The sequence below is a fragment of the Bacillus sp. FSL K6-1005 genome, from assembly GCF_038000225.1.
Lineage (GTDB): Bacteria > Bacillota > Bacilli > Bacillales > Bacillaceae > Bacillus > Bacillus mojavensis.
In genome coordinates this window covers 2,601,304-2,628,029 of record NZ_JBBOBP010000001.1, presented here as the reverse complement: position 1 = coordinate 2,628,029, position 26,726 = coordinate 2,601,304, and the positions used below count along the sequence as shown (strand labels likewise).

Below are 26,726 nucleotides of genomic sequence, written 5' to 3'. Positions count from 1 at the left end.
TTTTTTTATGCCTGATTCGCTCTGTTCTGTTTTCTTCGCTGATGCAAATATAACGCTGTTCCGAGTGCGCTGATCAGAAATCCGGCCAGCAGGATGGAATACATGGATGTGGCTGTGTCAGGAAGCAAGCCGCCGGCTGGGCCATCGGTTCCCGAACCGCCCGATCCATTTGTTGGTTCAGTGCCGGGAGGTGTTTGATCCCCGCCTCCGCCGCCTTTGCCGTCAGTTGGCTGTTTTCCGCCTGGTTTATCGGAGCCTCCGCCATTGCTGCCGTCATCACCGCCTGTCGGCTGATCGGACGGGAATGCAGGCGGTTTGTTGTTCTCACCGGAATTTAAGATCGTGTATTCGCTGAAGTGGTTTGTGTATCCTGTTACCATATCATTGTCAACTGATCCGTTTTCTGTCTTTGTGAAAGCTTTCTTTTTCCGGTCGACATGGTAAATGGCAGGGTTGTGAGCTTCTTCAATATCAAACATCCGAAGCGAAAGCTGAACGGGTTCTTTAAATGATTTCACTTCTTTTCCTTTTTGCTTCACTGTAAAGTCATATACATTTGATAAGGAGACGTTTAATTCTCCTTTAGATTTGATTCCGATCTCAGTATCCGCGGTTTTAATGTTCGCCATTGGAAGCTTCATGCTGTACCAATAGTTGAACACCGTCAGGGAAGGATCTAAATCTCTATCTTTCAATAGCTTGACCTGATCTTTTTTCATTTTTAGATTGATAGGCTTCTCTTGAGATCCTTCAGACATTTCATAATAGACAAATGGCGTGTTGGCATTTTTAGCATAAATCGCAAATTTGTCTTCATCGAGTGTCCAGCTGCCATCCTTCTGCTTAGTCGGCAGGAATACTTCTTTAATGCGTCCTTCGATTTTAGGAGAGACCTTGTTTCCTAGTTTTTTCAGCTGTTCGGTGAAAATCTCATAATCTACGTAACCAAGGTCTTCACCATGGGATGCCTCCGTAAAGACAGAGTATCCGTCTCCACCGCTGCCGACAAAATGATTTGTTGCGACGCGATAGGTATCATCTGAATTCAAATCAACTTTTTCTCCGTTAGGCGATTCGAATTTCACGTCTACAACACGGTGTCCAGGTTCGTTGTTTAATGTAAAGGTATATTCGATTCCAGCCACCTGAGGGAAAGCGCCGCCTCCGTTTTCCACATTGCTTAAGCCTTGTTCAAGAGCTTCTTTGATTTGTTTTCCGGTTAAATCAGCGACGTAAAGTGTGTTGCCGAACGGCATAACGTTCAGTACTTCGCCGAGAGTGATATCGCCTTTGTCAATGCCGGCTCTGATGCCGCCGCCATTTGTGATCGCAATGTCGGCTCCTGCTGATGCTTTCGCTTTTGCCAGCATGCCGTCCGCGATGAAGTTTCCGAGGTTCGTTTCCTTCGTTCGCACATGCTCACGCTGGCCGTCAAGCGCCACATCCGTGTAGCCGACTTTTTCATTTTTAACGTCCTCTAATTCATTTTTGAACTGATCAAGCTCTTTTTTTGCTTCTGCGTTTTCTTCTGTATGTTCATCAATTGGCAGCACGCTCAGATTTGATTTGTCTGTTTGTACAACGCCGTTTTCATCAAACACGACATCGACACGCCCTAAGAATTGGCCATATTCTTTTGCCTGCGCCACGATAGTCGGTTCGTCGTTTTCCACGACCTCCATTTTGTCCACGAGGGTGTGGGTGTGTCCTCCGATGATCAAGTCAATGCCTTTCACTTTTTTGGCTAGCTCAAGATCGCGGTTATGCCCAATGTGGGTGAGAGCGATAATTTTGTTTACTTTTTCATCTTCCTGAATCGTTTTCACGGTGTTCTGCGCAGTTTGAAATGCGTCGTTAAATACAATGCTTTTGCCCGGGCTGGATGTTGTGGCTGTGTCTTCTGTTGTCAGTCCGAAAACAGCGACTTTTTCACCGTCAACGTCTAACAGAATGTACGGATGGATGCCCGGCTCTTTCTTTTCTCCCGCAGTAAAGGTCTGCGGCTTTTTGACATATGATTTCAGCTTAGGTTCATTTGATACATCCACGTTCGCGCTGACGATCGGAAAATCGGGCGCTTCAAAGTGATACCGATTTGCCGGATCGACAGTTGTGCTGTTCCCGCTGAGAAAATCAGAAAGCACGGACGGACCTTTATCAAATTCGTGGTTTCCGAAGGTCATGGCGTCATAACCCATCATGTTCATCAGCTTCAGGTCAGCTAAACCGTTCCATTTCGTGAAATACAGGTCGCCGGAAAACACATCTCCCGCGTCAAGCAGGATGTTGTGGTCTGTTTCGTTTCTTACTTCGTTGATTTTCGTCATTCGTCTGGCTGCGTCATCCAGGTGCGCGTGCGTATCATTCGTATGCATGACGGTAAGATCCCATAATCCGCCTTTAGGAGGATCGGTATCTGAATCGTCGTCAAATTGAAGCTTGTACACGCCATAGCCTTCATTTGAAGAATGTTTTACATAAGCGACATCATCGGCTTTGTCCGCAAAAGGCTTGGCTAAAAGTGAAGATTCAAACGTCAAATTCGTGCCGGAAACCGGTGCAATCGACCAGTTGTTGTCGGCTTTTGGATTTAATGTTTCCTGTTCAATAATGTAATCCATCAGCACCTGTCTGTTTTCAACTGCGGAGCCGTGGACAATCTTATCACTCGTCAGATGAGGGAAACCACCTCCGCCGGATGCGCGGTAATTATTTGTCACTACGAGAAATTCCTGGCTCGGGCTGATCGGTTTGCCTTCATAGGAAAGATTGATGATCCGGCTTGAATTCCCGTTGATCACTTTTCCGTTTTCGTTGTATTTGGCCGGTTTTGTGACATCGACCTGATAGGTGACGCCGTCAATCACATCAAAGTTGTAGGAGCGGAAATTCTCATTCAGCAAGGCTTGATCGCCGCCTTTTGACGGATCGATTTGATTAAATTGGCCCGCTGACATGTCGAGCCAGTCCTTCACTTCGCTGCCGGTCAGTTTCACGATCTGGAGGGTATTATCGTAAAGATACAAGTCACCGACGTTTTTAATCGCAAGATCCCCGGCCGGAATGTTGGTATAGTAATTGGCTCCGTTTCTGCCGCCGGCTTTAAACGGTGCGCCGGCTGACAAAATCGGGAGATCCTTATACTCGGTATCCTTCATTTCGTTTTCCGCGTACCATTTTTGCGCATCTGTCACAATTTGAATAGAAGGGTCGTCCTTGACCTGTGCAAAGAAGCTGTTAATGTCGGCTTCTGTTTTGCCGACAGGCTTTCTGACATATTCCAGCGTGTTTTGATGTGTTTGCTGAATGGTGTTTGTGACGGCTTCGTTTCTGGAAGTGACACTGCCGGCAATTGATTCGATGCTGCCCTTGGAATCTGCGACCTTCCACGAGCCTTCTGTTTTTTCAAGCTTGAGGTCAATGACGCCTAAATATTTGCCCCAACTGCTTGGCATGACGACCGGAATGCCGTTTATTGTTCCTTTTTCAACATCAAACTGAGCGGCACCCGCATATTCTGCGGAAGGGAAGAGTCCGTGCTGATGGCCCGAGACAATTGCATCAATGCCCTTTGTTTTCGTGGCCAGGTCAAAAACGACGTTTTCTGCACCTGACGATTGCGCCTGCTTTTCAATACCGGTATGGGCAAGGGCAATAATGACATCCGCGCCTTCTGCCTTCATTTTCGGTATCGTTTCATTGGCAGATTCGACAATATCCTGTACCTGAACCTGTCCTTCGAGATTCTTTTTGTCCCAGGTCATGATCTGCGGCGGGACAAAGCCTATGTAGCCTATTTTGATCTTCTGTTCGTTTCCGTTTTCATCTGTGACTGTTTTTTCGTTAATAACATACGGCGTATAACGGTGTTCGCCGCCAGTTGTTTTGACATTGGCATTTACAATCGGGAAATCGGCTCCTTTGATCGTGCCGTCGAGAAAGTCGAGCCCGTAATTAAATTCATGATTCCCCAATGTGCCGGCGTCGTATTTCAGCGCATTCATGACGCTGATGATCGGGTGGGTTTTCGCGCCGGAGATAATGTCTTCTTTTTCATATTTCACCGCGTATTCGCCCAGCGGATTCCCTTGAATCAAGTCGCCGTTATCGACGAGCAGGGTGTTTGGGTTTTGCTCACGGTGCTTTTGGATCAGCTGAGCCGTTCTGGCAAGCCCGAATTCTGTCGTTTCTTTGTCGCTGTAGTAATCGTAATCCATCATGTTGGCATGAATATCAGTTGTAGCCAAAATACTGAGATTCACTTGAGGAGCCGTGTTTTCTTCTGCGTAAACGGGCGGTGTTGGGAGGATTAGGCTAAGTATCATAATGAGGGGCAGCAGAATACGGAGAATGTTACTGACGTCTTTTCGTCTTTTCTGTATTCTCACCAGTTCTCCACCTTTCAACGAAATTTATGTTACAGGTTCTATTGTAAGAATATTTTGTAAGCATTTGTAGATGTTTCTTTATGATTATTGTAAAAGGGAGAAAAATAAGTATTATGTATCATCTTTGGGTGATGTGAATTGGGTCATTGTGCTTATCGTGTGTCAGATCTGCAAAATGTTTATTATATTGTGGCTGGGGTAGAGTGTTTTATGTAGACATATTAAGGGGGAGGTTATCAATCATGGGTAAAAAAATCGCCGTTGTGCTGACAGATTATTTCGAAGACAGCGAGTATACTGAACCAGCCAAAGCATTTAAAGAAGCGGGGCATGAGCTGACCGTTATCGAAAATGAAAAAGGGAAAACCGTAAAAGGCAAGCAGGGGAATGCGCAAGTCACAATTGATGCGTCCATTGATGACGTAAACCCTTCCGACTTTGACGCGCTGTTAATTCCGGGAGGGTTTTCACCCGACCAGCTTCGTGCCGATGAACGGTTCGTCCAGTTTACAAAAGCGTTTATGACGGACAAAAAGCCAGTATTTGCGATCTGCCACGGCCCGCAGCTGCTGATTACTGCTAAAGCGCTGGAAGGCAGAAAAGCGACAGGCTATACGTCTATTCGTGTAGATATGGAATACGCGGGGGCTGATGTCGTCGACCAAGAGGTAGTGGTTTGCCAAAATCAATTGGTCACCAGCCGAACGCCGGATGACATTCCTGCATTTAACCGCGAGTCTTTGGCACTGCTTGAAAAATAACAAAAACGGACGCCCTGCGGGGACGTCCGTTTTTTCATGATCGCTTGGTGCCTGCGGTTAGTTTATTGTATCTGTAATACAAAAAGGCAGCGGAGGCTGTCCCGATGACAGCAATGCCGAAGTCGAACATAAAGATATGGGCTATGCCTCCCGCTTTTGCAATGAGTCCTGTAGCAATCGGCAGCAGAATCGACGCAAGACTTGAAGCTGTCGCAACAATTCCGGTGACGGTGCCTTTGCGTTTCCAGAAAAGCTCTGTCATTAATGTAACGGTAATTTGAAACACACCAGCGGTTGAAAATCCTAAGAAAAAGGCTGTGATATCCAGCACAACTGGATCGTGAATTGTCAGCATAACCGCAAGCGTACATAATGTAATAACGGGGTACAGCAGCGTAATCATCACCGGTTTTACCCATCTGTTCAGCAAAAGAGCTAATAATAAAACCGATATCAAAGATCCTATACTATAGTAGCTCAGCAATTGTACGGATGCTGATTCAGCTAACCCTGCAGCCTTTTGGGCATAGCTTGGGAGCCAAATTTGAGATACTGTAAATAAAGCTGTTGAAGTAAAGCCAATAATAATCAGGGCGGCGCCTTCTTTCTTCATGTCGGGTTCTGATAAGAAAGCTGGAGATCCCTGTTGTCCGGAGCTGATTGGTTGTTTCTGTTTTTTTGGCAGCGAAACTGCTGATAAATAGAGGATGTTCAGCGCATAGACGGCTGCCGGCAAATAAAATGCAAATCCGTAGAATAGGCTATGATCTGCCAAAACTGTAATCAGGAGCGGCAAAAGAGCGGCCCCGAGAGACATAAAAGCTTTTACCAAGACATTCGCCGAGCTGGGGGCAGTTGGAAAGAGCTCCGTTAAAGCCGGATATGTTCCTGCGTCCATGGCTGAATTTGCGACTCCGGCTAATAAAGCAAACACAAACGCAAGTTCATAACTCGGTGATAAGGGAATACCGACTAAAAAGACAGCCATCATTCCGGCGGAAGCCACAATGAGCGGTTTTCTGCCTACTTTATCTGATAAAACGCCAGATATTCCGTACGTCAGCAGCTTGCCGAATCCGATAGCCGCAATCACATAACTGATGCCTGTCGGGTCGGTATTCCACTGCTTTGTTAAGGAGGACATGTTGGATGCGAGAATAATATTGACCATTCCGAGCAAGAAGTAGTTGATGTACATTCCGGTTGCTGTTTTGACGTATTTCGTTTTCATTCTAGTACTCCTTCAAAATCTTATTCGACCATTTGCTGTGTTCGCCAAGACCGGCCCCTTGCTGTCATCATGCTGATGTCATCGGGTAGATGTTTGCGGGCATGTCTGCTGCCGCGTCTTTCCGGCTCCCAACGAACGAAAGCAAAAAGAATCATCTTTATCCATAATAAAAAAAGACTTGCCGAATGCCGGCAAGCCCCATTATTTTCGAAGTGATGCAAGTTCTTGAGCGATCGCCTGCATTTCGCTCGGGCTGAATGCTTCTTTTTTCATCACCATTTTATGAAGGTAGGTGAGATCCTCTATTTTTTCGTCGCTGAAGTCTTCCGCTTTGATAACCCCGACATTCAGCATGTTCAGTTTTTGTGAAATCTCTTCAATCATTTGAGTTAATGTTTCAGTATTTTGGCTGGACAAATGATTACATCCTTTCTTTCGCGTCATTTGGTATGTTTTATTCTAACAGAATTCCATCAGAAAAAAACCCTATTCTCATTTCGTCCATTTATTTCAAAAAAGTGGTGACATCAGTTGAAATGTGATTGAACATCCTACTAAGATAGCGGTAAAGGTTTCTTTTTAGAGAAATATGGGCAAAGAATAGGGAGGTTGCACAACATGATCAGCGTATTATTTGTTTGCTTGGGAAACATTTGCCGGTCTCCAATGGCGGAAGCGATATTTCGGGACTTGGCAGCAACAAAAGGTTTAGAGGGGAAAATCAGAACAGACTCAGCCGGCATCGGCGGCTGGCACATCGGCAATCCTCCGCATGAAGGAACGCAGGAGATATTGCGCAGAGAAGGAATCAGCTTTGAAGGCATGCTGGCGCGCCAGGTGCGCGAACAGGATTTAACCGATTTTGATTACATCATTGCGATGGATGCAGAAAATATCGGAAGCCTGAGAAGCATGGCGGGTTTTAAAAAAGCCGCACAGATCAAGAGGCTGCTTGACTACGTTGATGATTCAGATCTTGCGGATGTTCCCGACCCTTACTACACTGGGAACTTTGACGAGGTCTATCAATTGATCAGATCAGGCTGTGAGCATCTGCTTGCATCCATTCAAGAAGAAAAACTATTGTAAGGGAAAGGAGAGTTCATCATGAATAATGAACGCTGGTTGCTGAAAGGGGTCATTCTCGGAGCCGCGGCAGGCGCTGCGCTATCCTTATTCCATAAGCCGACGAGACAGGCATGCGGCATGAGATGGATGACGTGCAAGCATAAAATGTCTCTGTACAAAAACAATCCTGAACTATTGAAAAACAATGTCATTACAAAAATTGATCAAGCAAAACAGCTGGCCCAGACGCTGTCAGATGAAGTCGGCTTCGTTAATCAGCAAGTTAAAGAGCTGAAAAAAACAACGCCAAAAGTGATGGAGCTGGTACAGGAAACGAAGGACCACTTTTCAAAAGATAAATGATCAAACATTCGAGGTGAGACGACATGAACTTTCTGAAAGAGCTGTTCGGCAGATACACCCTTCATGAGGGGCAAAGCAAATCTGCGGAGCTGGCGTATTTTTTTCTATTATCGCTGTTTCCGTTTTTGATTTTTATGCTGACGCTCACCGCGTATCTTCCGATTTCTACAGATGACGTGCTGGGGGTTGTAAAACAATACGCTCCCGGGAGTGCGATGTCCCTCATTGAATCCATTACCCACCAAACATTAAATGACCGAAACGGCGGATTGCTGTCATTCGGGATCATCGCGGCGTTATGGTCTGCGTCTAATGGAATGAATTCCATCGTCAGATCGTTAAACCACGCGTATGAAGTGGAGGAAAACCGCTCTTTTATCATTGTTCGTCTGACCTCAATTTTTCTGACGATTGCCATGGTGTTTACCATTTTAGTTGCCCTCCTTCTGCCGGTATTCGGCCGGCAGATCGGACTGCTTGCTGCGGATTTTGTCGGCGCGTCGGACCTGTTTTTATCCATCTGGACTGCGATTCGCTGGGGAGTCAGCCCGCTTGTGCTGCTGATTGTTTTTTCTGCTTTGTACATCATCGCCCCTAACAAAAAGCTGTCGCTTCGCTTTGTGATGCCGGGTGCACTGTTTGCGGCCATCGGCTGGATTGTCGTCAGCACCTTGTTTTCGTTTTATGTCAGTACATTTGCGAACTATAGTGCCACATATGGAAGCATTGGGGGGATCATCGTCCTGATGATCTGGTTTTACTTAAGCGGGATTTTAATCATTTTAGGAGGAGAAATCAATGCGCTTTTACATAAACGTAAAAAGCTTCCTGATGAAAATCCCTACAATTAGCGCACCCTATAAAGGAACTTCAGTTCAAAAATGATCCGGGGGGCTATACGTGATGACAAAGCATACGAAAAAAGGCGGAAGCCATAACAAACAGAACTCAAAGAGCAAATCGAGTCAAAAAACTAGCGGAAGTGCCAACGGACAAAACGGCTATCATTAGAACAAAAGCCTCCTGACATGATGTCAGGAGGCTTTTTCTTATGAAGAGGAAGAATAGGTCTCAGCCGCGGGCCAGCTTTTCGGTTTGCCTAAAGCAATAGCGAGCCAGACAGCGGCCAGAATGAGGGTAATCAAATAAAACAAGTTAGCGCTTTCGAAGGTTTGCATATACCAGCCGCCCGCCATCGGTCCGAAAATGCTGCCGAGACTGAATGAAATGCCGCAAAGCAAATTCCCCGCCGGAAGCAGGTGGGACGGAAGAAGGTCTGTCATAAAGCTGATGCCGAGTGTAAAGGTTGACCCGACTGCCATGCCCGCAATAAAGAAGCAGCAGCCGATCACATAAGGAAACGGGAACACGCCTGCGATGAGAAAGCAAAAGGCTCCCGCCAGCAAAATCACAAGCAGCACATTCCGTCTTCCGTATTTATCGCTGAGAATGCCGAGCGGGAATTGAAAAATAATGCTCCCGATCGCAAATGCAGGAAGAATCAAAGCGACGGCGTCCACAGATAAACCCAGACGCAGCGCATATACAGGAAAGCTGCCGTTTAATGCTGTCTCCAGAAATCCGTACCCGAACGTAGGCATAAACGCAACCCATGCAAACAGCATAGCCTGGTAAAAGCGTCTGAAACTATTGTCTGATTGGGTTTCATGAGGGCTGGTTTCCGGGTATGCATTTTGTAGCAAGAAAACAAACAGCCACGCAAGCAAACTGATGCAGCCTGACACGATAAAAGGCAGTGCCGGACTCAGCTTTACAAGCGGAACCATAAACGGACCCGCAGCAAAACCAAGGCCAAAGGAGAGTCCGTAAATGGAAAGATTTCTCCCGCGGTTTTGCTTTGACGACATGGAGGTCACCCACGTTTGCGTCGAAAAATGAAGCATATGGTCGCCGATCCCGATGAAAAGACGAAGCAGAAACCACACCCAAACCGACTGAAGCCAAATGAACCCGAACAAGCTTAAAATGACGATGCTTCCGCCCATGACAATCAGCGGTTTGAAGCCCAGTTTTCTAAGCGGAGCCTCCATAAACGGAGAAGCCAATAGCACTCCGATGTACAGTCCGGTCGCATGCAGGCCGTTAATCGCCGCTGATTCACCATTTGTTTCAAAAATAATCGAGATGACGGGCAGCAGCATGCCTTGTGAAAACCCGGATATGGAAACAAGCAAAACCAGAATAAAAAAATGCTTTCGTGACATCGTGTCTGTTCTCCTTTGTGAGATCTATGATGATCGTACACCGATTTCCAAAAGCCGGCAACCTGAAAAAAGCCTAAATCGCCCGTAAACATTTGACCTCGTGTAATCATGATGATTTTTGTGAAGAATAAAAATAAAACAAGTCATACAAAAGGAGTCAATTCACTATGAATCGTATCTTTTTTATATTAGTGGCGGCGGGTGTCCCGCTGTCTGTTATCGGCAGTTTGATGCATTGGCCTTCTGCCGTTCTCTTTGCAGTCTATTGTGTAACGATTATTGCTTTGGCAAGCTATATGGGAAGAGCGACAGAATCGCTGTCCATTATTGCAGGGCCGCGGATCGGCGGTCTGTTGAACGCCACCTTCGGGAATGCGGTTGAGCTGATTATCTCACTATTTGCATTAAAGGAAGGCCTCACCGGAATCGTGCTTGCTTCTTTAACCGGTTCGGTGCTTGGAAATCTCCTGCTGGTTGCGGGCTTATCGTTTTTTGTCGGCGGTTTAAAATACAAGCGGCAGGAGTTTAATATCCATGACGCGCGCCATAATTCCGGGCTTTTGATTTTCGCCATTATTGTGGCTTTCGTAATTCCAGAGGTGTTTTCGGTTGGTATGGGGGATACAAGCAAGCTTAATTTAAGCATCGGCATCAGCATCATTTTGATTCTGTTATATGTGGCGGCTCTGTACTTTAAACTTGTAACGCACCGCGGTGTATATCAGCCAAATAATGCTGTCAAGCCAGAGGAAGAGGAGCAGCCGGAATGGTCAGGGAAGGTTGCCACGCTCGTCTTGTTTGCGGCTACAATTGTCGTGGCGTACATATCCGAAAACCTGGTGCACACATTCCACTCGGTTGCTGAACAGTTTGGCTGGAGTGAGCTGTTTATCGGGGTCATCATCGTTGCGATTGTCGGTAATGCGGCGGAACACGCTTCAGCGATTATCATGGCTTATAAAAACAAAATGGACATTGCGGTGGAGATCGCTGTCGGCTCCACTTTGCAGATTGCCATGTTTGTCGCGCCAGTGCTCGTGATCTGTTCCATCTTTTTCCCGGTAAGCATGCCGCTTGTCTTTACACTGCCGGAGCTTGTCGCGATGGTATCTTCCGTTCTCTTGATGATTGCCATTTCGAATGATGGTGATTCCAACTGGTTTGAAGGTGCCACGCTGCTAGCGGCTTATGTTATTATGGCGATCGGCTTTTTCCTTCTTTAACCTGAAAAAATGATGGATAACAACAAAGCGGGAAGAAAAGACTAAGGGAAAATGCCATAGAAAGAGTGATATGATGAAAAAGCTATTTCATTCCACACTTATTGTGTTATTATTCTTTAGTTTTTTCGGCGTTCAGCCCATCCACGCGAAAAAGCAGTTTAAGGTGCCTAATTCTGTAGCAAGCATCTCGAAGGAAAACACATATCCGAATGCTTCACAGGATCAGCCGATGCTTCAGCCGAGCAAGCTGGCTAAGGAACTGCTGAATTCATCAGAAGTACAGATCCAAAATCCGCACCTCATCAAAATGCTGAACGAGTCTACGGTCTCTGGCACACCGCTTGCGGTCGGCTACCGGGCCACAATATTTCTTGGGAAATGGGCGCTCGGATATGAATCGAATGAAACGGTCGCCAACTGGGAATATAAAAAAATCAATACAAACCGTTCGGATAACCGCGGCGGAAAACAAACGGCTGAAATGCATTACGCTCAAGAGCAGCAATATAAAGTAACGGGCGGCCTGACAGCAAAAGTTCCAAACTCGGAAGATGTCAAAAGCATGATGATGCTGAAGGCGATGGAAAAAACAAATCTTCCGCTTGCATTTGAAACGGTCATCGGAGCGGGAACAAAACGAGATCAAATTTATAAAGTCGCTCCGAAAAAGCTTGGTTATTTAAACGCATATGCTCCGGCTGTGAATGAAAAAGGGAAAGTGACTTACGGAGAAGTCTATTTAGTGCTCAAAGGCAATAAACGAAAACTTGTTGTGAAAAATGTCACGTCACAGGGAATCGGCGCGTGGATTCCGGTTCAAGACCATGTCACGTTTAGCTTCCAGCTTTCCTCACAGCCAAGATAAATAAAAAACTGATTCCATTATGGAATCAGTTTTTTTTATTGGGATCTTTCGATTCTTACCGCTTCCTCAAGCATTTGAACATTGTTTTGGTACAGCTGGCGAACGAGAACCCGTCTGGCGGCAAGGCTGGCGCTGAAATAATCTTCATCCCGTACCATACCCTTCACGGTAAATTCAACCCCGCGGTTAATTTTATTCAAAGCGGTAATGCCGTGTATTTGAAAAGGCTCTGTCGGGTTTCCGAATTCATCCCGCTTCAGTGAATCGCGAAGCTCTTCATTCAACATGTCGCAAGCTTCCTCCAGCACACTGTATACACGGTCTGGATCTTCTTTAAAGCTGATGAGAAAGGATTCGGTAATCCGCATAAAATCGATATTATAATTTTCTATCTGTCTGACTTCACCATTGCTGATGGTGAGCAATTTTCCGCTCCACTCGCGGATTTGCAGCGAGCGCAGGCCAATTTCTTCGACGGTGCCGTTAAATAAATTGTTTACCGTCACATAATCGCCTTTGTGCAGCTGGCGTTCATAAATTAAAAACACACCCGCCAGCACATCCTTAATCAGCGATTGGGCGCCAAAACCGATGACGATACCGGCTACACCCGCCCCGGCTAAAATTTTGCCGAAATCATGCACAAATAAAGAAATAACATAAAAGATAAAACCAATTGTCGCCGTATATTGGGTGATAGAACGGACAAGGCTTTCGATGGTCTTCTCTTTTCTCTCTTCAATAAAGTCCGTCCGTTTGAAAAATAACTGCACCAATCGGTTAATGATAAAAACACCGATCCACAAAATAACGGCGACGAGGAGAATATCAACGATTTTATTCTGAAAAATCTCCGTAAGTGTTTCTTCCATCCGCATCTAACTCCTGGCTTGACGTTTTGAAAAATCTGTATCCTGGTAGTAGCTGTTTTTGACGAGTACGTTTGGTCCGAGGCACCGGACATTCGGGCAGTGGCAGTTCAGCTCTTTGGCCAGCTTTGTTTCTCTCCACTTTTGGTAGGCGGAAGGCAGGCTGTCCGTTTGTATATTGCCGAGCGGCGGTGTATCCCCGAAGTCTGTCACGATAATATTCCCGTCAAAAATATTGACATTCAGGCGCGACCGGCCGTCAGGGTCATTTCTCACTGTCACGTTTTTCGCCGTGCGAAGCCGGCGCAGCAGCTCTTGATCCTCTTCATTGGGACTGCATGCGTAAAACGGCAGTGTTCCGAACAGCATCCATGTATTTTCATCACGAATATCCAGCAAGCGGTGAATGGCCTGTCTCATGTCCTTCAGGCTGAGAGATTCAAGGGCGCTCGCAAAATCACTCGGATACATCGGATGGACTTCATGGCGCTGACATTTCATATCTTCTGTGATTTGGCGGTGAATATGCTCAATATGCGGAAGTGTGCGTTTGTTCAGCATCGTTTCCGCTGATACCATCACTCCGGCATCCACTAGCTTGCGGCTGTTTTCAATCATTTTATCAAAATAGCGCGCGCGCTGCTCGAAGGTCGGTTTTCTGTCCATCATAGCGAAACCGATTTCCGCAAACTCTTCAACCGTTCCCCAGTTATGAGAAATATGTAACACATCAAGATACGGAATAATCCATTCGTATCGCTCGATATCGAGAGTCAGGTTTGAATTGATTTGGGTCCGCACCCCGCGTTCGTGGGCGTATTTCAATAACGGCACGACATATTCCTTTACGGATTTTAATGAAAGCATCGGCTCTCCGCCTGTAATACTGATGGATCTAAGGAGGGGAATTTCCTCCAGCCGTTTTAACAGAAGATCTATTGGGAGAGCATTCGGGTCTTTGGGCTGCAATGTATAGCCGACAGCGCAATGCTCGCATCTCATATTGCACAGTGTCGTCGTTGTGAATTCAACGTTCGTCAGCTGCATATCTCCATACTGGTCGACATCCATATAGGCTTCCCAAGGGTCGAACTCAGGTGTAATCGGACGCAGCTTCGTGTTTTGTGTCATGACTATCTAACTCCTTTATAAATGAGGCATACTAACGCTGCCAACAGTTAATTTTAGACCTGATTTGCCAAGATCGCAAGTAGCGGGGCGATTGAAAAACGGCAAAAAATGAGCTACCATGATAAAAAATGAATGGAGGCGCAGAATGGGGAACGCAGTAAACAATAAAGATCAGCAGCTTGATTATTTAAAGAACAGACTAGACATGTTTATGAACGTCATTGATTCATTAGACCCTGAAGCAACAGACGTAGAAGATATAGACAGGCTCATCGGCATGCTGGATGACCTGGAAGCCAAATATGAACGATTTAAAAAAGACTGGGAATAAAACCGCGCTTGCCGCGGTTTTTTATATTGGCATAAAGCGTCAGTATAAAATGGAGCGCCTTTCTGTAAAATAAGAAAAAATGCAGAAGGAGCGCTGGCCATGAAGTGGATGTGTGCAATATGCTGCGCCGCCGTCCTGCTTGCGGCAGGAGCAAAACAGGCAGATGCGGTACCGAATGAGCCGATTAATTGGGGCTTTAAGCGAAGCGTTAACCATCAGCCGCCAGATGCGGGAAAACAGCTGAACAGCCTGATCAAAAAATACGACGCGTTTTATTTAGGCAATACTAAAGAAAAAACAATTTATTTAACATTTGATAACGGCTATGAAAATGGATATACGCCAAAGGTGCTTGATGTCTTAAAAAAACATCACGTGACAGGAACGTTTTTTGTCACCGGGCATTTCGTGAAAGATCAGCCCGAGCTGATCAAACGGATGTCGGATGAAGGGCATATCATCGGCAACCACTCCTTTCACCATCCAGATCTGACGACAAAAACCGCTGACCAAATTCAGGACGAGCTCGATTCAGTCAACGAAGAGGTTTATAAGATCACGGGAAAGCAGGACAATCTGTACTTACGGCCGCCGCGCGGCGTGTTCAGTGAATACGTGCTGAAAGAAACGAAACGCATGGGCTATCAAACCGTTTTCTGGTCCGTCGCTTTTGTCGACTGGAAAATCAATCATCAAAAAGGGAAAAAATACGCCTACGATCACATGATCAAACAGGCGCATCCGGGAGCGATTTACCTGCTCCACACTGTCTCCAAGGACAATGCCGAGGCGCTGGACGATGCGATTACCGATCTGAAAAAACAAGGCTATACCTTTAAAAGCATTGATGACTTGATGTTTGAGAAAGAAATGAAGCTGCCGTCTTTGTAAACAAGAAAGCCTCTCCGCAATGGAGAGGCTTCTTTCTATTTTTCTATGCATGTTATTAAAGCGGCCCAATCTAGGTCTCCAAGCCCTTTTTCAATACCATTTTCAAAATGGCTTTTCGCCAGCTCGGCAAGAGGGAGCTTGGCGGAGACCTGCTCCGCGGCGGCGAGCGCCAGATTGGTGTCCTTCAACCCTAATGACATTTTAAAGCCCGCCGGCTCAAATGTTTGCTCGGCCATGATCGTTCCGTAATTTTGATATACAGGGGAGCTGAAAAGCGCGTTGGCGATGGCTAAAAATTGCTTTTGCTCTAAACCGTATTTCTCCATCATCAGGAATGATTCAGATAACGCCTCCAGCATGGATACGAGCAGGAAATTGATGCTAATTTTCGCTGCGTTTGCTGTTTTGCTTTCTTCGCCGACGTCAAACACTTGCTGACTCAAGCTTTCGAGCAGAGGTTTTGCTGTTTTTTTTGCTTCCGCGGGTCCTGCCGCAATTATCCGAAGCGCGGCGTTTGCTGCGGCATCTGGTCTTCCCAGCACAGGAGCGGCGAGGAAGGATTGTCCTTTTTCCGCATGGGCGGCCGCGAGCTTTTCTGAGAACTCAACACTAATCGTGCTCATCGAAATGTGAATCCCATTCTCTGATAATCCTTCAATCAATCCATCTTTGCCGAATGTCACAGCGCTGACAGAATTGTCATCAGAAAGCATTGTCACGACGATATCAGCGGTCTCAGCCGCCTGGCGAGGCGTTTCTGCCACTTGGGCGCCTTGGGATCCAAATTCCTCCGTCTTTTCTTTCGTCCGATTATATACTGTCAAACGATAGCCTGCTTGTAGCACGTTTTGGGCAATGGGCTGTCCCATATTGCCAAGTCCGATCACAGCGATTTTCAATCTGATCACTCCCTGAACATTTTTTTCATTATATACAAAACGAACAGGATATGCTGGAAATCGGCTTGCCAAAATAAAAAGAACAGCTTCACGCTGTCCTCATTTAAAGATGTTGAACCATCCTTTATGTACAAACCATATCAGCATGCCGATCACAAGGGCGGCCATCAGGCCAAGCACGGCGTAATATCCGTATTCCCAGTGAAGCTCCGGCATGTTGTCGAAGTTCATGCCGTAAACACCGGCGATAAACGTGAGCGGGATAAATATCGTAGACACGATGGTCAATGTCATCATAATCGCATTCATCCGGTTGGAATTCAGTGTCACGTAGCTGTCACGCAAATCGGACGTCATGTCACGGTTAGATTCCACAATTTCTGAAAGCTTTAATAAATGATCGTAAATATCGCTGAAGTATGCCTTTGTTTCACGCTGGTCTTTGAGATGGTCAAGACTTAAAATCCGATACAGCAAATCACGCATCGGAATAATGGTCCGCCTGAGATGCAATAGGTCTGTTCTGAGCTCAAACACCTCGCTCATCAGCGTCCCGTATGTTTTGTGGCTGCGGCTGTCTTCAATCTCATTCAGCCGGTCTTCTATTTTGTACACCAGAGGAAAATATTCATCAACAAGCTGATCCATGATCATATAAGCAATATGTCCCGGCCCTTTTCTAAACAGATCCGGTGAAGCATATAAACGCTCCCGGACTTTGGCGATACCGGGTGTTTCGTGTAAATGAAAGGTGACGACAAATTTTTCGCCCTGAAAGATATCGACTTCTTCGGTCTCAAGCGTTTCCTGATTCAGCGCATGAAGCACGTAAAAGCGATAGCCGTCGTAATGGTCAAGCTTCGGGCGCTGCATATGCTGAAAACAATCTTCAATCGCAAGCGGATGAAAATGAAAAAAATCTCTCAATAACGCGGTTTCTGTTTCCTCCGGGCCGTAAAAATCAACCCAGTACCACGCAATATCCGGCTGTTCAACCCGTTCAATCGGTATATTTTTTAAAAGCTGATGCTGTGTTGTGATAGCGGTAATGTTGATCATAAACAACCCTCCACCTGCCATTATATCATGCGGCCTTTTTCAGAAAAGTATACAGTGTTTTCTGCCGGTTTTCAGCGGCGTGGTATACTGAACAAAAACGGAAAAAGGGCTGATCATATGTGGAAAGAAAAAGTATCGGTCACACCGCCGTACCATTTTGACCGTGTGCTCGACAGGCTGGCGTTAGACCCTTTGAATGCAGTTGATCTGAAAGCGCGGGACATAAGAGTGCCGATCAGAAATAAGACCGGTGACGTATGTATTGTGAAGGTGCAGGCCTTAGGCGATGCGGACGAGCCCGAGTTTCTCGTCAGCGGGGAAACAGAGCAGGAAGACATGATGAAGGAAATCAAACGGATTTTTCAATGGGAACATAATTTGCGGCATGTCCTTGAGCATTTCTCTAAAACGAATCTTTCCGCGATATTTGAAGAGCATGCAGGCACGCCGCTTGTATTGGACTACAGCGTGTACAACTGTATCATGAAATGCATTGTGCACCAGCAGCTGAATTTATCTTTTGCGTACACCTTGACAGAACGGTTTGTCCATACGTTCGGCGAGCAGAAGGACGGCGTGTGGTGCTATCCGAAGCCGGAAACGATTGCGGCGCTGGATTATCAAGATCTGCGCGATTTGCAATTCAGCATGCGAAAAGCGGAATACGCTATTGATACGTCGCGAATGATCGCCGAAGGCACGCTCGACTTGTCAGAGCTGCCCCAAATGACAGATGAAGACATCATGAAGAAACTGATCAAAATTAGAGGCATCGGCCCATGGACCGTGCAAAACGTCCTCATGTTCGGACTTGGACGCCCTAATTTATTCCCGCTGGCCGATATCGGACTCCAGAACGCGATAAAACGCCATTTTCAACTGGACGATAAGCCGGCAAAGGACGTCATGCTGGCGATGAGCAGGGAGTGGGAGCCTTATTTAAGCTATGCGTCTTTGTATTTGTGGAGAAGTATAGAATAATTCGTCTCACAATGAAGGAAATCGTGTAAACGTGTTATACTAGAAAGATGTGAAAAAACCATTTCACTTTCTGCCATCCGCAGAAAGCTTCATATAGAAACGGAGAGAACAACGTGAACCAACAAAACAAAAAGGCGCCCGTCGAACTGAAAGTCGGACAGACCTTTCCGCTGACGATTAAACGTCTCGGGATTAACGGGGAAGGCGTCGGCTATTTCAAGAAAAAAGTCGTATTCGTGCCCGGCGCGCTTCCAGGTGAAGAGGTTGTCGTCCAAGCGACGAAAGTGCAGCCGAAGTTTTCGGAGGGACGGATCAAGAAGATTCGCAAGGCTTCGGAGCATCGGGTAGCACCGCCTTGCCCTGTCTACGAGCAGTGCGGCGGCTGTCAGCTTCAGCATCTTGCATACAGCCAGCAGCTTCGGGAAAAGCGCGACATCGTCATCCAGTCTCTGGAGCGCCATACGAAGTTCAAAGTCGAAAACATGGATATTAGAGAAACGGTCGGCATGGACAACCCATGGAACTACCGTAACAAAAGCCAATTCCAGATCGGACGCTCACAAAGCGGCAGCATCATTGCCGGCTTATACGGCCTTGATTCTCATGATATCGTGCCAATTAAAGATTGCATCGTCCAGCATCCGGCAACCAACAAAACAACAGGCATCGTCCGCCGCATTTTAGAGGACTTCAATGTGTCTGTTTATAATGAAAGAAAACGAAAAGGCGACGTCCGCACGATAGTGACGAGAGTCGGCTTTGAAACAGGCGAAGTGCAGGTCGTGCTTGTCACAGCAAAAGAAACGCTTCCGCACAAGGAAGAAATCGTCAAAGCGATCCAAAAGCGCCTGCCTGAGGTGAAATCCATTATTCAAAATGTAAACGGAGCGAAAACCTCAGTTATTTTCGGTGAAAAATCAAAACCCCTCGCCGGACATACCGTGATTCAAGAAGTGCTCGGCGACGTATCTTTTGAATTGAGCGCCCGCGCCTTCTTCCAGCTCAATCCGGAGCAAACCGTCAAGCTGTATGATGAAGTGAAAAAAGCGGCACAGCTGACCGGGAAAGAAAAAGTCGTTGACGCGTATTGCGGCGTCGGCACCATCGGCATGTGGGTGGCGGACGGAGCGAAGGAAGTCCGCGGCATGGACGTCATCAAAGAATCAATTGACGATGCCAAGAAAAATGCCAAAAAACACGGTATGACAAATGCCACGTACGTAACAGGAACAGCCGAGCACTGGCTCCCGAAATGGACGAAAGAAGGCTTCCGCCCGGACGTCGTCATCGTTGACCCGCCAAGAACCGGCTGTGACAGCACGTTCTTGGATACGATTAAAAAAGTCAAACCGAAACGCTTTGTCTACGTTTCCTGCAATCCATCCACGCTTGCGAAGGATTTGCAGGCGCTGTCGAAAGACTATCGCGTGGAATATATTCGGCCTGTGGATATGTTTCCGCAGACGGCGCATGTGGAAGCGGTGGCGAAGCTTGTATTGAAATCATCTAACTAAAATAAACAATTCCTAATCAGATCTGGATTTCGGTAAAATAAACAATTCCGATTTCCGGGTCTTTTTCATGCGCAGCCCAAGCTATTGAAAGAAAATTTGCAGGAACATACACTGAAACTTTGATTATGTACCTAACTCTATGACTCAAACTGCTTTTCTAGTCGGTTTGCTTTGTCGCTTTTTATTTGTTATTAGTAAAGATTTAAATGTTCAAAATTTACTTTCGTTTGATAAGAAGTGCTTAAGCATGCTATAAGTGTAAAAGAAGTATGGTCAGCTTTTTAATTTTGGGATAAAGGTTTGCGTTGGTATCCCATAATGAAAGGATTTGAATGGAATGACGATAGATAATTTCTGGCGTGAATTACCACGGCCTTTTTTTGTACTGGCCCCAATGGAAGATGTGACGGATGTTGTTTTCCGTCATGTAGTAAGTGAAGCAGGCAGGCCGGATGTATTTTTTACAGAGTTTACAAACTCGGAGAGCTATTGTCACCCGGATGGGAAGGATAGTGTCCGCGGCCGTTTGACCTTCACGGAGGATGAACAGCCAATGGTGGCTCATATATGGGGAGACAAGCCTGAGAATTTTCGCCAAATGAGTATTGGTATGGCGGAGCTAGGATTTAAGGGTCTAGATATCAATATGGGCTGTCCTGTGCCTAATGTGGCAGGCAATGGGAAGGGAAGCGGCCTTATTTGCCGTCCTGAAGTTGCGGCAGAATTAATACAAGCTGCAAAAGCAGGGGGATTGCCTGTAAGTGTGAAGACAAGGCTTGGTTACACGAATGTGGATGAATGGCGCGATTGGCTGACACACGTATTGAAGCAGGACATTGCTAATCTCTCTATTCATCTTCGTACAAGAGCGGAAATGAGTAAAGTGGATGCGCATTGGGAACTCATCCCGGAGATTAAGAAACTTCGTGACGAGGTGGCGCCAGATACGCTATTGACGATCAATGGGGATATCCCTGACCGTCAAACTGGCTTGAAACTCGCTCAAGAATACGGTGTCGATGGAATTATGATTGGGCGTGGTATTTTTACAAATCCATTTGCCTTTGAAAAGGAGCCGAAAGAGCATAGCAGCAAGGAATTGCTTGATCTCTTAAGGCTGCACCTGGATCTTCATGATAAATATTCAGCATTAGAAGCGCGTCCGTACAAGCCTCTTCCTCGCTTTTTCAAGATTTATCTCCGCGGATTCCGAGGGGCGAGTGAATTAAGAAATCAATGCATGAACACAAAGTCAACGGATGAAGTGCGGGCATTGCTCGATGACTTTGAGAGAAAGTATCTTGATGGGGTGGAGCAACAGTAGATAGAGTTTATGATAAGCAGTACATTGGCAGGTGGGAAAGCGGTATGGAACCGCACTATACCAGCCAATTATTGCTTGATAGGTTAGTTATTTATTTCCACTGTCCAAAATAACATCAGACGAAGAGGAATCTGTCAGATTTCCTCTTCTTTTTTTGATTCAATAAGTCAGATTGTCTGACATTCCAATTGAACTAGCTCCATATAATCAATAAAGTAAATGCAAGAGTTTCTAAAACAGAATGGGGGCTGGAAGCATGATGGATGAATACGCCAGTATGTATAAGAACGTGATTGAATGGAGGAGACATCTTCATCAATACCCAGAGCTGTCCTTTCAAGAAGAAAAAACAGCTCAATTTGTATATGATACGCTCTCTTCTTTTGAATATCTTGTGATCAGCCGCCCGACAAGGACAAGTGTCGTTGCCCGGCTGGACGGTGCGCGGCCGGGCAAACGAATTGGGCTGCGCGCTGATATGGATGCGCTGCCGATTCAAGAGGAGCATGACAGTCATTTTTGCTCCCGCCATCCAGGTGTAATGCATGCGTGCGGGCATGACGGGCATACTGCCATGCTGCTTGGGGCGGCTGAGATTTTGTCTCAGAAAAAGGATGAGCTCAGCGGCGAAGTCTACTTTATTTTTCAGCATGCCGAGGAGGTTCATCCCGGCGGGGCGCAGGAAATGGTGAAGGCTGGTATTGCGAACCATCTTGACGTATGCATAGCCATTCATCTGTTTTCTGCTATGCCTTTAGGAAAAATCGGACTGGCATCAGGTCCTGTCACCGCTAACTCTGACCGCTTTGATATCACGATTAAAGGAAAAGGCGGGCATGCCTCTCAGCCTGAACAGTGCATTGACCCGCTTGTGATCGCCTCACAGGTCATTACTCATTTGCAAAGCATTGCCTCAAGACATACAGATTCTGCCGAAAGACTGGTGCTCTCTGTTACCATGTGTCATGCCGGTTCCGCCTACAATGTGATCCCCGACACTGTGACGCTTGGTGGGACGGTAAGGACATTTCGAAAGGAAGTCAGGGCAAATACGGAAGCGTTTATGGAAACCATCATAAAAGGCGTAACTGAAGCCCATGGCGCCTCGTATGAATTGGATTATCGCCATGGATACAAGTCTGTTGTGAACGATCCGAACGTAACCGAACTGGTCAGAAAAGCAGCGGTGGATCTGTGGGGGGAGGATCAGATATTTCCGTTAGCGCCAATGATGGGCGGAGAGGATTTCTCGTCGTTTTCTGAACGAGTGCCGAGCTGTTATATCGCTCTGGGAGCGGGAACCGGGGAGATGATCTATCCGCATCACCATCCTAAATTCACGTTCGATGAAAAAGCGTTATCAGCAGGTGTTAAATTATTTGTAAATTCAGTCTATTATATCCTGCATTCCCGTGAATCGATTTCAATGAAGATCAACTAAAACCAATTATAGGAGGGCGCTATGGCTAAACATCTGCCGGAAGTCACGACCGCTGATTCTTTACAAAAAATCGAGCATAAAGGACTATTAAAGTGGGTTGAAACGGTCGGAAACAAATTGCCTGATCCTTTTATGTTATTTATCTATTTATCGATGATCATCATTGCCATGTCTGTTTTGCTAGCAGGAAACGCAGTGACACATCCGGGTGATGGGAAAGAGGTAGCCGTTAAGAGTTTGCTCAGCATCGAAGGCATTCACTGGATGCTGACGGAAGCTGTGAACAACTTCGTTCAATTTCCGCCTCTCGGACTTGTGCTTACGATGGTGCTCGGCATCGGCCTAGCGGAACGCGTCGGTTTGATCGAGGCTGTGCTGCAAAAGATGATGGCGCATGTTCCGAAAGCGATCATCAGCTATTCCGTCGTATTTGTCGGGATTTTGGGAAATCTGGCGTCTGATGCGGCATGGGTTATTATCCCGCCGGTGGGCGCCTTGATTTTCATGGCAGCCGGGCGTCATCCTCTTGCCGGCTTTGCGGCCGCTGCGGCAGGAGTAGGGTCAGGATTTACGGCCAATCTGATGATCGCAGGAACAGACGCGCTTCTATCCGGCATTACCACACAGGTCGCACAAACGGTCGATAAACATGCTCAGGTATCGGCAGTCGACAACTGGTTTTTCATGGCGGCCTCCGTATTTGTTTTAGCCTTTATCGGTGCATGGATTACTGATAAAATCGTTGAACCCCGGCTTGGCAGCTACCGCGGAGAATACAAGCCTGAAATGGCGGCGTTAACGGGAAAAGAGATCAAAGCACTGAAGGCGGCGGGGGGAGCGGCTCTTTTATATGCTGGAGTCGTTGCGTTATTAGTTGTTCCAGAGGGAGCGCTTCTGCGTGATCCTGAAAACGGATCGATTCTTTCCTCGCCTTTTCTGAAAGGCATCATCCCCATCATTCTGCTGTTCTTTATTACTGTATCGGTTGTTTATGGCATCGTGGCCGGACGCATTAAGAATCAGACAGACGTCCCGAGGCTGATGGGAGATTCCATTAAAGGCATGTCAGGCTTTATTGTACTCGTATTTGTTATTTCGCAGTTTATCGCCTTTTTCACGTGGAGCAATATGGGAATTTTTATGGCAGTAAAAGGAGCGGACTTTCTGGAATCCATCCATTTAACAGGTTTTCCTGTAATAATCGGATTTTCGTTGCTGACTTGTATCGTCAGTCTGTTTATTACGAGCGGCTCTGCTTTATGGGCGCTGCTGGCCCCTGTGTTTATCCCGATGCTGATGCTGCTGGATTTTCATCCCGCGTTTATTCAAATTGCCTATCGGATTGCGGACTCCGCCACCAACACCATTACGCCGATGAATCCGTATTTGCCAATGCTGATGGCTTATTATAAACGCTACAAATCCGATGCGGGCTTTGGAACTGTGATTTCAACCATGATTCCGTATACGGTTCTGTTCTTCTTGGCGTGGCTTCTCATGATGTTCATTTGGTACATATTCGGCTGGCCGATCGGACCGGGCGTTTATGCAAAGTAAAAACGACAAAGGGTGGGAGACATATGGATATTATACAAATAAGACGAGATTTACACCGGCATCCCGAACTGGGCTTCACAGAATTTCGCACGGCCGGAAAGGTTGTGGAAACCCTTCAAGCTCTCGGATATCACGTGACATATGGCAAGGACGCAATGGATGGTGAAGCCCGCAGAGGCGTCCCATCAGAAAAAGAGCTGGAGCGCGCGTTTGACCGTGCAATAGAAAATGGAGCCGATCCTGGTACCATTGCGCCAATGAAAGGCGGATATACCGCAGTTATTGGAACGCTTGAAGGAAATGCGCCGGGGCCCGTCGTTGCACTTCGTTTTGATATGGATGCACTGCCAATTACAGAAAGCGCTGATGCTGACCATGTTCCTCATGCCAAGGGCTTCCGTTCTGAATTTGAAGGAACTATGCATGCATGCGCCCATGACGGACATACCGCGATTGGGCTGGGTGTTGCTGAAGCGCTGGCGCATCGAACCTTTGCAGGTACTCTGAAGCTGATTTTCCAGCCTGCTGAGGAGGGTGTCCGCGGAGCGTATGCCGTTACCGAGAAAGGCATGCTGGACGATGTTGATTATCTCCTCTGCCATCATCTGGGGACTAATGTGCCGCTTGGGGAAGTATACGGCGGTGCAGAAGGATTTCTGGCCACTACGAAAATGGCTGCTCATTTCCGGGGCGTCTCCTCACATGCAGGAGCGGCTCCGGAGCATGGCAGAAATGCTTTGCTAGGGGCGGCGACGGCGCTTTTAAATATACATGCCATTCCGCGTTTCAGCTCGGGCGATACCCGGATCAATGTCGGCGTGCTTGAAGGCGGAACAGCGGCCAATATCATCCCGCAGCACGCGAAAATGATCATTGAAACGCGGTCAGATTCAGAAGAGGTCAACCGCGATCTGGAAGAGCGGGTGAGAAAGATCATCGCCCACAGCGCAGCCATGCATGAGCTTGAACATGAGGTCGAAATCATCGGCGGAGCGATTCCGATCAAATGTGACGAGGAAATGGTTTCGACCGTGCTAGAAGCTGCTGGAGAGGTTGACGGATTTTCCTCACTGCAAGGCATCCAGACCGGCTCAAGAGGAAGTGAAGACGCAAGCTATATGATCAAAAGAGTTCAGGAGCGGGGAGGAAAAGGGACATATATGATCATTGGCACCGACATCGCCGCCCCGCATCATCATGAAAAGTTCGATATTCAGGAAGATATTCTTCCGCGAAGCGTTCAGCTGCTGAAGCAAGCGGCATTGAAGCTGTTGAAGTAGAGGGGGAGTCCCCTCTTTTTTTATGTCATTCAAAACGATTTCCAAATAAAGGAGCCGATTTGTTAGATTTATGGTACATTGATAGGTATGAAAAAAAGAGGAGATTCAAATGAAGAGAATGCATTTTTTTACAGGTATAGGCCTGCTGCTGATCGTGATGTCAGCCTATCCTGTCTTTGTACTATTGAGAGAGAATATAATAGATCACAACGTAACAAATCGTTATGACATTCATTATGCATATCAAGACAAGCATGGTTATGAATCTGCAATAGATACTCAACATATCAACATTTTTAATCATCATATTAGGATTATTGAAGGCAAAACAGGAAAACATGCGCCCCTGACAAGCTGGGATAAAGATGAAGACGTTCCTGCCGGAGAGATTGTTAACATACAGTATCAATTAGATGGCCGATACCTCTCCTCACCTTCTGAAGTATGGCTTTCTAATCGAGAAAGAGGAGGGAGATACTTTTCATGGCTTGAAATATTAACGGTAAAGGATCGAAAGACTGATCAAAATCTGGTTTACATTGTTCAGAGAATAACTGACGATCAAATAAGTCTTGAAAAAAGCAAATGGAAAATAATCAAGATCAATCAGGATGGAACTGTAAAGGAGAAGCGTCTAAGCTATTCTGATCGAAGCAAGGATCCATTGAGTGTGAAACTGCTCAATTTTTCATATGTTGGAGGAAATTCAATGGGGTATCATTCTGATATGTATGAAGTGATCCCTAATGTCATAATTCCTCTTTTGTATCCGTTGATTACGTTCGCTGTTGGTTGTGCGATCGTGATCGGGATTTTAATCATTGTGATAGTCCAGAAGACAAAAGGAGTTCGAAAATCAATATGAAACGACTATGCATCATCCCCTGCGGCAAGAAAAAAATCTGGGATGTCCAGCCTGATGCCGGGCCGGTAAGAGCAGAGGACGCTTATCTCAGCCCGTTTCATCAGGCGTGCGAGCGGTATGCGAAATCATTTTTCGATGAGTGGGTGATTTTGTCGGCGAAGCACGGCTTTCTTCGCCCTAATGATATCGTATCAGGAAATTACGATGTGACTTTTGGCACCGGTCATCCGGAAATCATGACAGCGGAGGAGCTGCGCCACCAATTTTGCGAAAAAGGCTTTTCCGACATCGAAGAGCTAGTCATGCTTGGCGGGAAAAAATATCGAAGCGTTCTAATCGCCGTTATCGGTGAGCACCAGCATATCAGCTGGCCACTGTCATCGTACAAAGGCATTGGCTACATGCTTCAAGCATTGAATCGGGCTGTTGAAGAAAAGCATGAACTGTAGCACATACATAT

Annotated in this window: 24 protein-coding genes; 16 read left to right on the top strand and 8 right to left on the bottom strand. The window is 46.5% G+C overall.

Features of this window, described 5'->3' with window-relative positions; genetic code table 11:
• Positions 1 to 5: 5 nt before the first annotated feature.
• Positions 6 to 4,388 (bottom strand): multifunctional 2',3'-cyclic-nucleotide 2'-phosphodiesterase/3'-nucleotidase/5'-nucleotidase, encoded by a 4,383-nt coding sequence (locus NST16_RS13880; RefSeq protein ID WP_340887192.1) that lies wholly within the window; start codon positions 4,386 to 4,388, stop codon positions 6 to 8.
• A 242-nt stretch (positions 4,389 to 4,630) separates the two neighbouring features.
• Between NST16_RS13880 and NST16_RS13875 the strand changes: the two genes are divergently transcribed.
• Positions 4,631 to 5,149: a type 1 glutamine amidotransferase domain-containing protein gene (locus NST16_RS13875; protein ID WP_340887191.1), complete on the top strand. Its 519-nt coding sequence runs from the start codon at positions 4,631 to 4,633 to the stop codon at positions 5,147 to 5,149.
• Positions 5,150 to 5,183: 34 nt separating this feature from the next.
• On the opposite strand, the gene NST16_RS13870 is transcribed toward NST16_RS13875, so the two are convergent.
• Both NST16_RS13870 and NST16_RS13865 read right to left on the bottom strand, forming a co-directional pair.
• Positions 5,184 to 6,380 (bottom strand): MFS transporter, encoded by a 1,197-nt coding sequence (locus NST16_RS13870; RefSeq protein ID WP_340887190.1) that lies wholly within the window; start codon positions 6,378 to 6,380, stop codon positions 5,184 to 5,186.
• A 201-nt stretch (positions 6,381 to 6,581) separates the two neighbouring features.
• A complete protein-coding gene (locus NST16_RS13865; RefSeq protein WP_010333391.1) occupies positions 6,582 to 6,797 on the bottom strand; it encodes a DUF1128 domain-containing protein in 216 nt (71 codons plus the stop codon).
• A gap of 201 nt (positions 6,798 to 6,998) precedes the next feature.
• Here NST16_RS13865 and NST16_RS13860 point away from each other — a divergent pair, with 201 nt between their 5' ends.
• From NST16_RS13860 to NST16_RS13850, 3 genes are read left to right on the top strand one after another with little or no spacing between them, the layout of a single operon-like run.
• Positions 6,999 to 7,469, top strand: coding sequence for a low molecular weight protein-tyrosine-phosphatase (locus NST16_RS13860; RefSeq protein ID WP_010333392.1), 471 nt, complete (start codon positions 6,999 to 7,001; stop codon positions 7,467 to 7,469).
• Between the two features lie 18 nt (positions 7,470 to 7,487).
• Entirely contained in the window at positions 7,488 to 7,811 is a 324-nt protein-coding gene (locus NST16_RS13855) for a hypothetical protein (protein ID WP_010333393.1), read from the top strand.
• Between the two features lie 23 nt (positions 7,812 to 7,834).
• On the top strand, positions 7,835 to 8,662 hold the full coding sequence (locus NST16_RS13850; RefSeq protein WP_010333394.1) for a YihY family inner membrane protein: 828 nt from the start codon (positions 7,835 to 7,837) through the stop codon (positions 8,660 to 8,662).
• Between the two features lie 198 nt (positions 8,663 to 8,860).
• Here the strand turns inward: NST16_RS13850 and NST16_RS13845 are convergent, their stop codons facing one another.
• Positions 8,861 to 10,036 (bottom strand): MFS transporter, encoded by a 1,176-nt coding sequence (locus NST16_RS13845; protein ID WP_268450883.1) that lies wholly within the window; start codon positions 10,034 to 10,036, stop codon positions 8,861 to 8,863.
• 167 nt (positions 10,037 to 10,203) lie between these two features.
• On the opposite strand from NST16_RS13845, the gene cax reads away from it, so the two are divergent.
• Complete coding sequence (gene cax, locus NST16_RS13840) at positions 10,204 to 11,259, top strand: calcium/proton exchanger (protein ID WP_268450885.1); 1,056 nt, start codon at positions 10,204 to 10,206, stop codon at positions 11,257 to 11,259.
• A 70-nt stretch (positions 11,260 to 11,329) separates the two neighbouring features.
• Entirely contained in the window at positions 11,330 to 12,124 is a 795-nt protein-coding gene (locus tag NST16_RS13835; RefSeq protein WP_081720826.1) for a YfkD famly protein, read from the top strand.
• 35 nt (positions 12,125 to 12,159) lie between these two features.
• On the opposite strand, the gene mscC is transcribed toward NST16_RS13835, so the two are convergent.
• A complete protein-coding gene (gene mscC, locus NST16_RS13830; RefSeq protein ID WP_268505975.1) occupies positions 12,160 to 13,002 on the bottom strand; it encodes a mechanosensitive ion channel protein MscC in 843 nt (280 codons plus the stop codon).
• The gene (gene yfkAB / locus NST16_RS13825; RefSeq protein ID WP_168747210.1) at positions 13,003 to 14,124 is read right to left on the bottom strand and encodes a radical SAM/CxCxxxxC motif protein YfkAB; all 1,122 of its coding nucleotides are present in this window, start codon (positions 14,122 to 14,124) and stop codon (positions 13,003 to 13,005) included.
• 145 nt (positions 14,125 to 14,269) lie between these two features.
• On the opposite strand from yfkAB, the gene NST16_RS13820 reads away from it, so the two are divergent.
• Complete coding sequence (locus tag NST16_RS13820; RefSeq protein WP_010333401.1) at positions 14,270 to 14,455, top strand: SE1561 family protein; 186 nt, start codon at positions 14,270 to 14,272, stop codon at positions 14,453 to 14,455.
• Positions 14,456 to 14,554: 99 nt separating this feature from the next.
• Complete coding sequence (gene pdaA / locus NST16_RS13815) at positions 14,555 to 15,346, top strand: delta-lactam-biosynthetic de-N-acetylase (RefSeq protein WP_059291644.1); 792 nt, start codon at positions 14,555 to 14,557, stop codon at positions 15,344 to 15,346.
• A gap of 35 nt (positions 15,347 to 15,381) precedes the next feature.
• On the opposite strand, the gene NST16_RS13810 is transcribed toward pdaA, so the two are convergent.
• Both NST16_RS13810 and corA read right to left on the bottom strand, forming a co-directional pair.
• On the bottom strand, positions 15,382 to 16,245 hold the full coding sequence (locus tag NST16_RS13810; RefSeq protein ID WP_229148927.1) for an NAD(P)-dependent oxidoreductase: 864 nt from the start codon (positions 16,243 to 16,245) through the stop codon (positions 15,382 to 15,384).
• A gap of 99 nt (positions 16,246 to 16,344) precedes the next feature.
• Positions 16,345 to 17,304 (bottom strand): magnesium/cobalt transporter CorA, encoded by a 960-nt coding sequence (gene corA, locus NST16_RS13805; RefSeq protein ID WP_229148934.1) that lies wholly within the window; start codon positions 17,302 to 17,304, stop codon positions 16,345 to 16,347.
• Between the two features lie 117 nt (positions 17,305 to 17,421).
• On the opposite strand from corA, the gene NST16_RS13800 reads away from it, so the two are divergent.
• From NST16_RS13800 to NST16_RS13765, 8 genes are all read left to right on the top strand, one after another.
• A complete protein-coding gene (locus NST16_RS13800; protein WP_268472456.1) occupies positions 17,422 to 18,285 on the top strand; it encodes a DNA-3-methyladenine glycosylase family protein in 864 nt (287 codons plus the stop codon).
• Between the two features lie 113 nt (positions 18,286 to 18,398).
• Positions 18,399 to 19,799 (top strand): 23S rRNA (uracil(1939)-C(5))-methyltransferase RlmD, encoded by a 1,401-nt coding sequence (gene rlmD, locus NST16_RS13795; RefSeq protein WP_340887189.1) that lies wholly within the window; start codon positions 18,399 to 18,401, stop codon positions 19,797 to 19,799.
• 337 nt (positions 19,800 to 20,136) lie between these two features.
• Positions 20,137 to 21,123, top strand: a complete 987-nt coding sequence (locus tag NST16_RS13790; protein ID WP_286058870.1) for a tRNA dihydrouridine synthase — start codon at positions 20,137 to 20,139, stop codon at positions 21,121 to 21,123.
• 256 nt (positions 21,124 to 21,379) lie between these two features.
• Positions 21,380 to 22,564 (top strand): M20 metallopeptidase family protein, encoded by a 1,185-nt coding sequence (locus tag NST16_RS13785; RefSeq protein WP_340887188.1) that lies wholly within the window; start codon positions 21,380 to 21,382, stop codon positions 22,562 to 22,564.
• Positions 22,565 to 22,585: 21 nt separating this feature from the next.
• On the top strand, positions 22,586 to 24,121 hold the full coding sequence (locus NST16_RS13780) for an AbgT family transporter (RefSeq protein WP_340887187.1): 1,536 nt from the start codon (positions 22,586 to 22,588) through the stop codon (positions 24,119 to 24,121).
• A 23-nt stretch (positions 24,122 to 24,144) separates the two neighbouring features.
• Entirely contained in the window at positions 24,145 to 25,401 is a 1,257-nt protein-coding gene (locus tag NST16_RS13775) for an amidohydrolase (RefSeq protein WP_340887186.1), read from the top strand.
• 109 nt (positions 25,402 to 25,510) lie between these two features.
• On the top strand, positions 25,511 to 26,266 hold the full coding sequence (locus tag NST16_RS13770) for a hypothetical protein (RefSeq protein ID WP_339192181.1): 756 nt from the start codon (positions 25,511 to 25,513) through the stop codon (positions 26,264 to 26,266).
• Positions 26,263 to 26,715: a DUF6884 domain-containing protein gene (locus NST16_RS13765; protein ID WP_010333412.1), complete on the top strand. Its 453-nt coding sequence runs from the start codon at positions 26,263 to 26,265 to the stop codon at positions 26,713 to 26,715. The genes NST16_RS13770 and NST16_RS13765 overlap by 4 nt, the downstream gene beginning before the upstream one ends.
• The last annotated feature ends 11 nt before the right edge of the window (positions 26,716 to 26,726 follow it).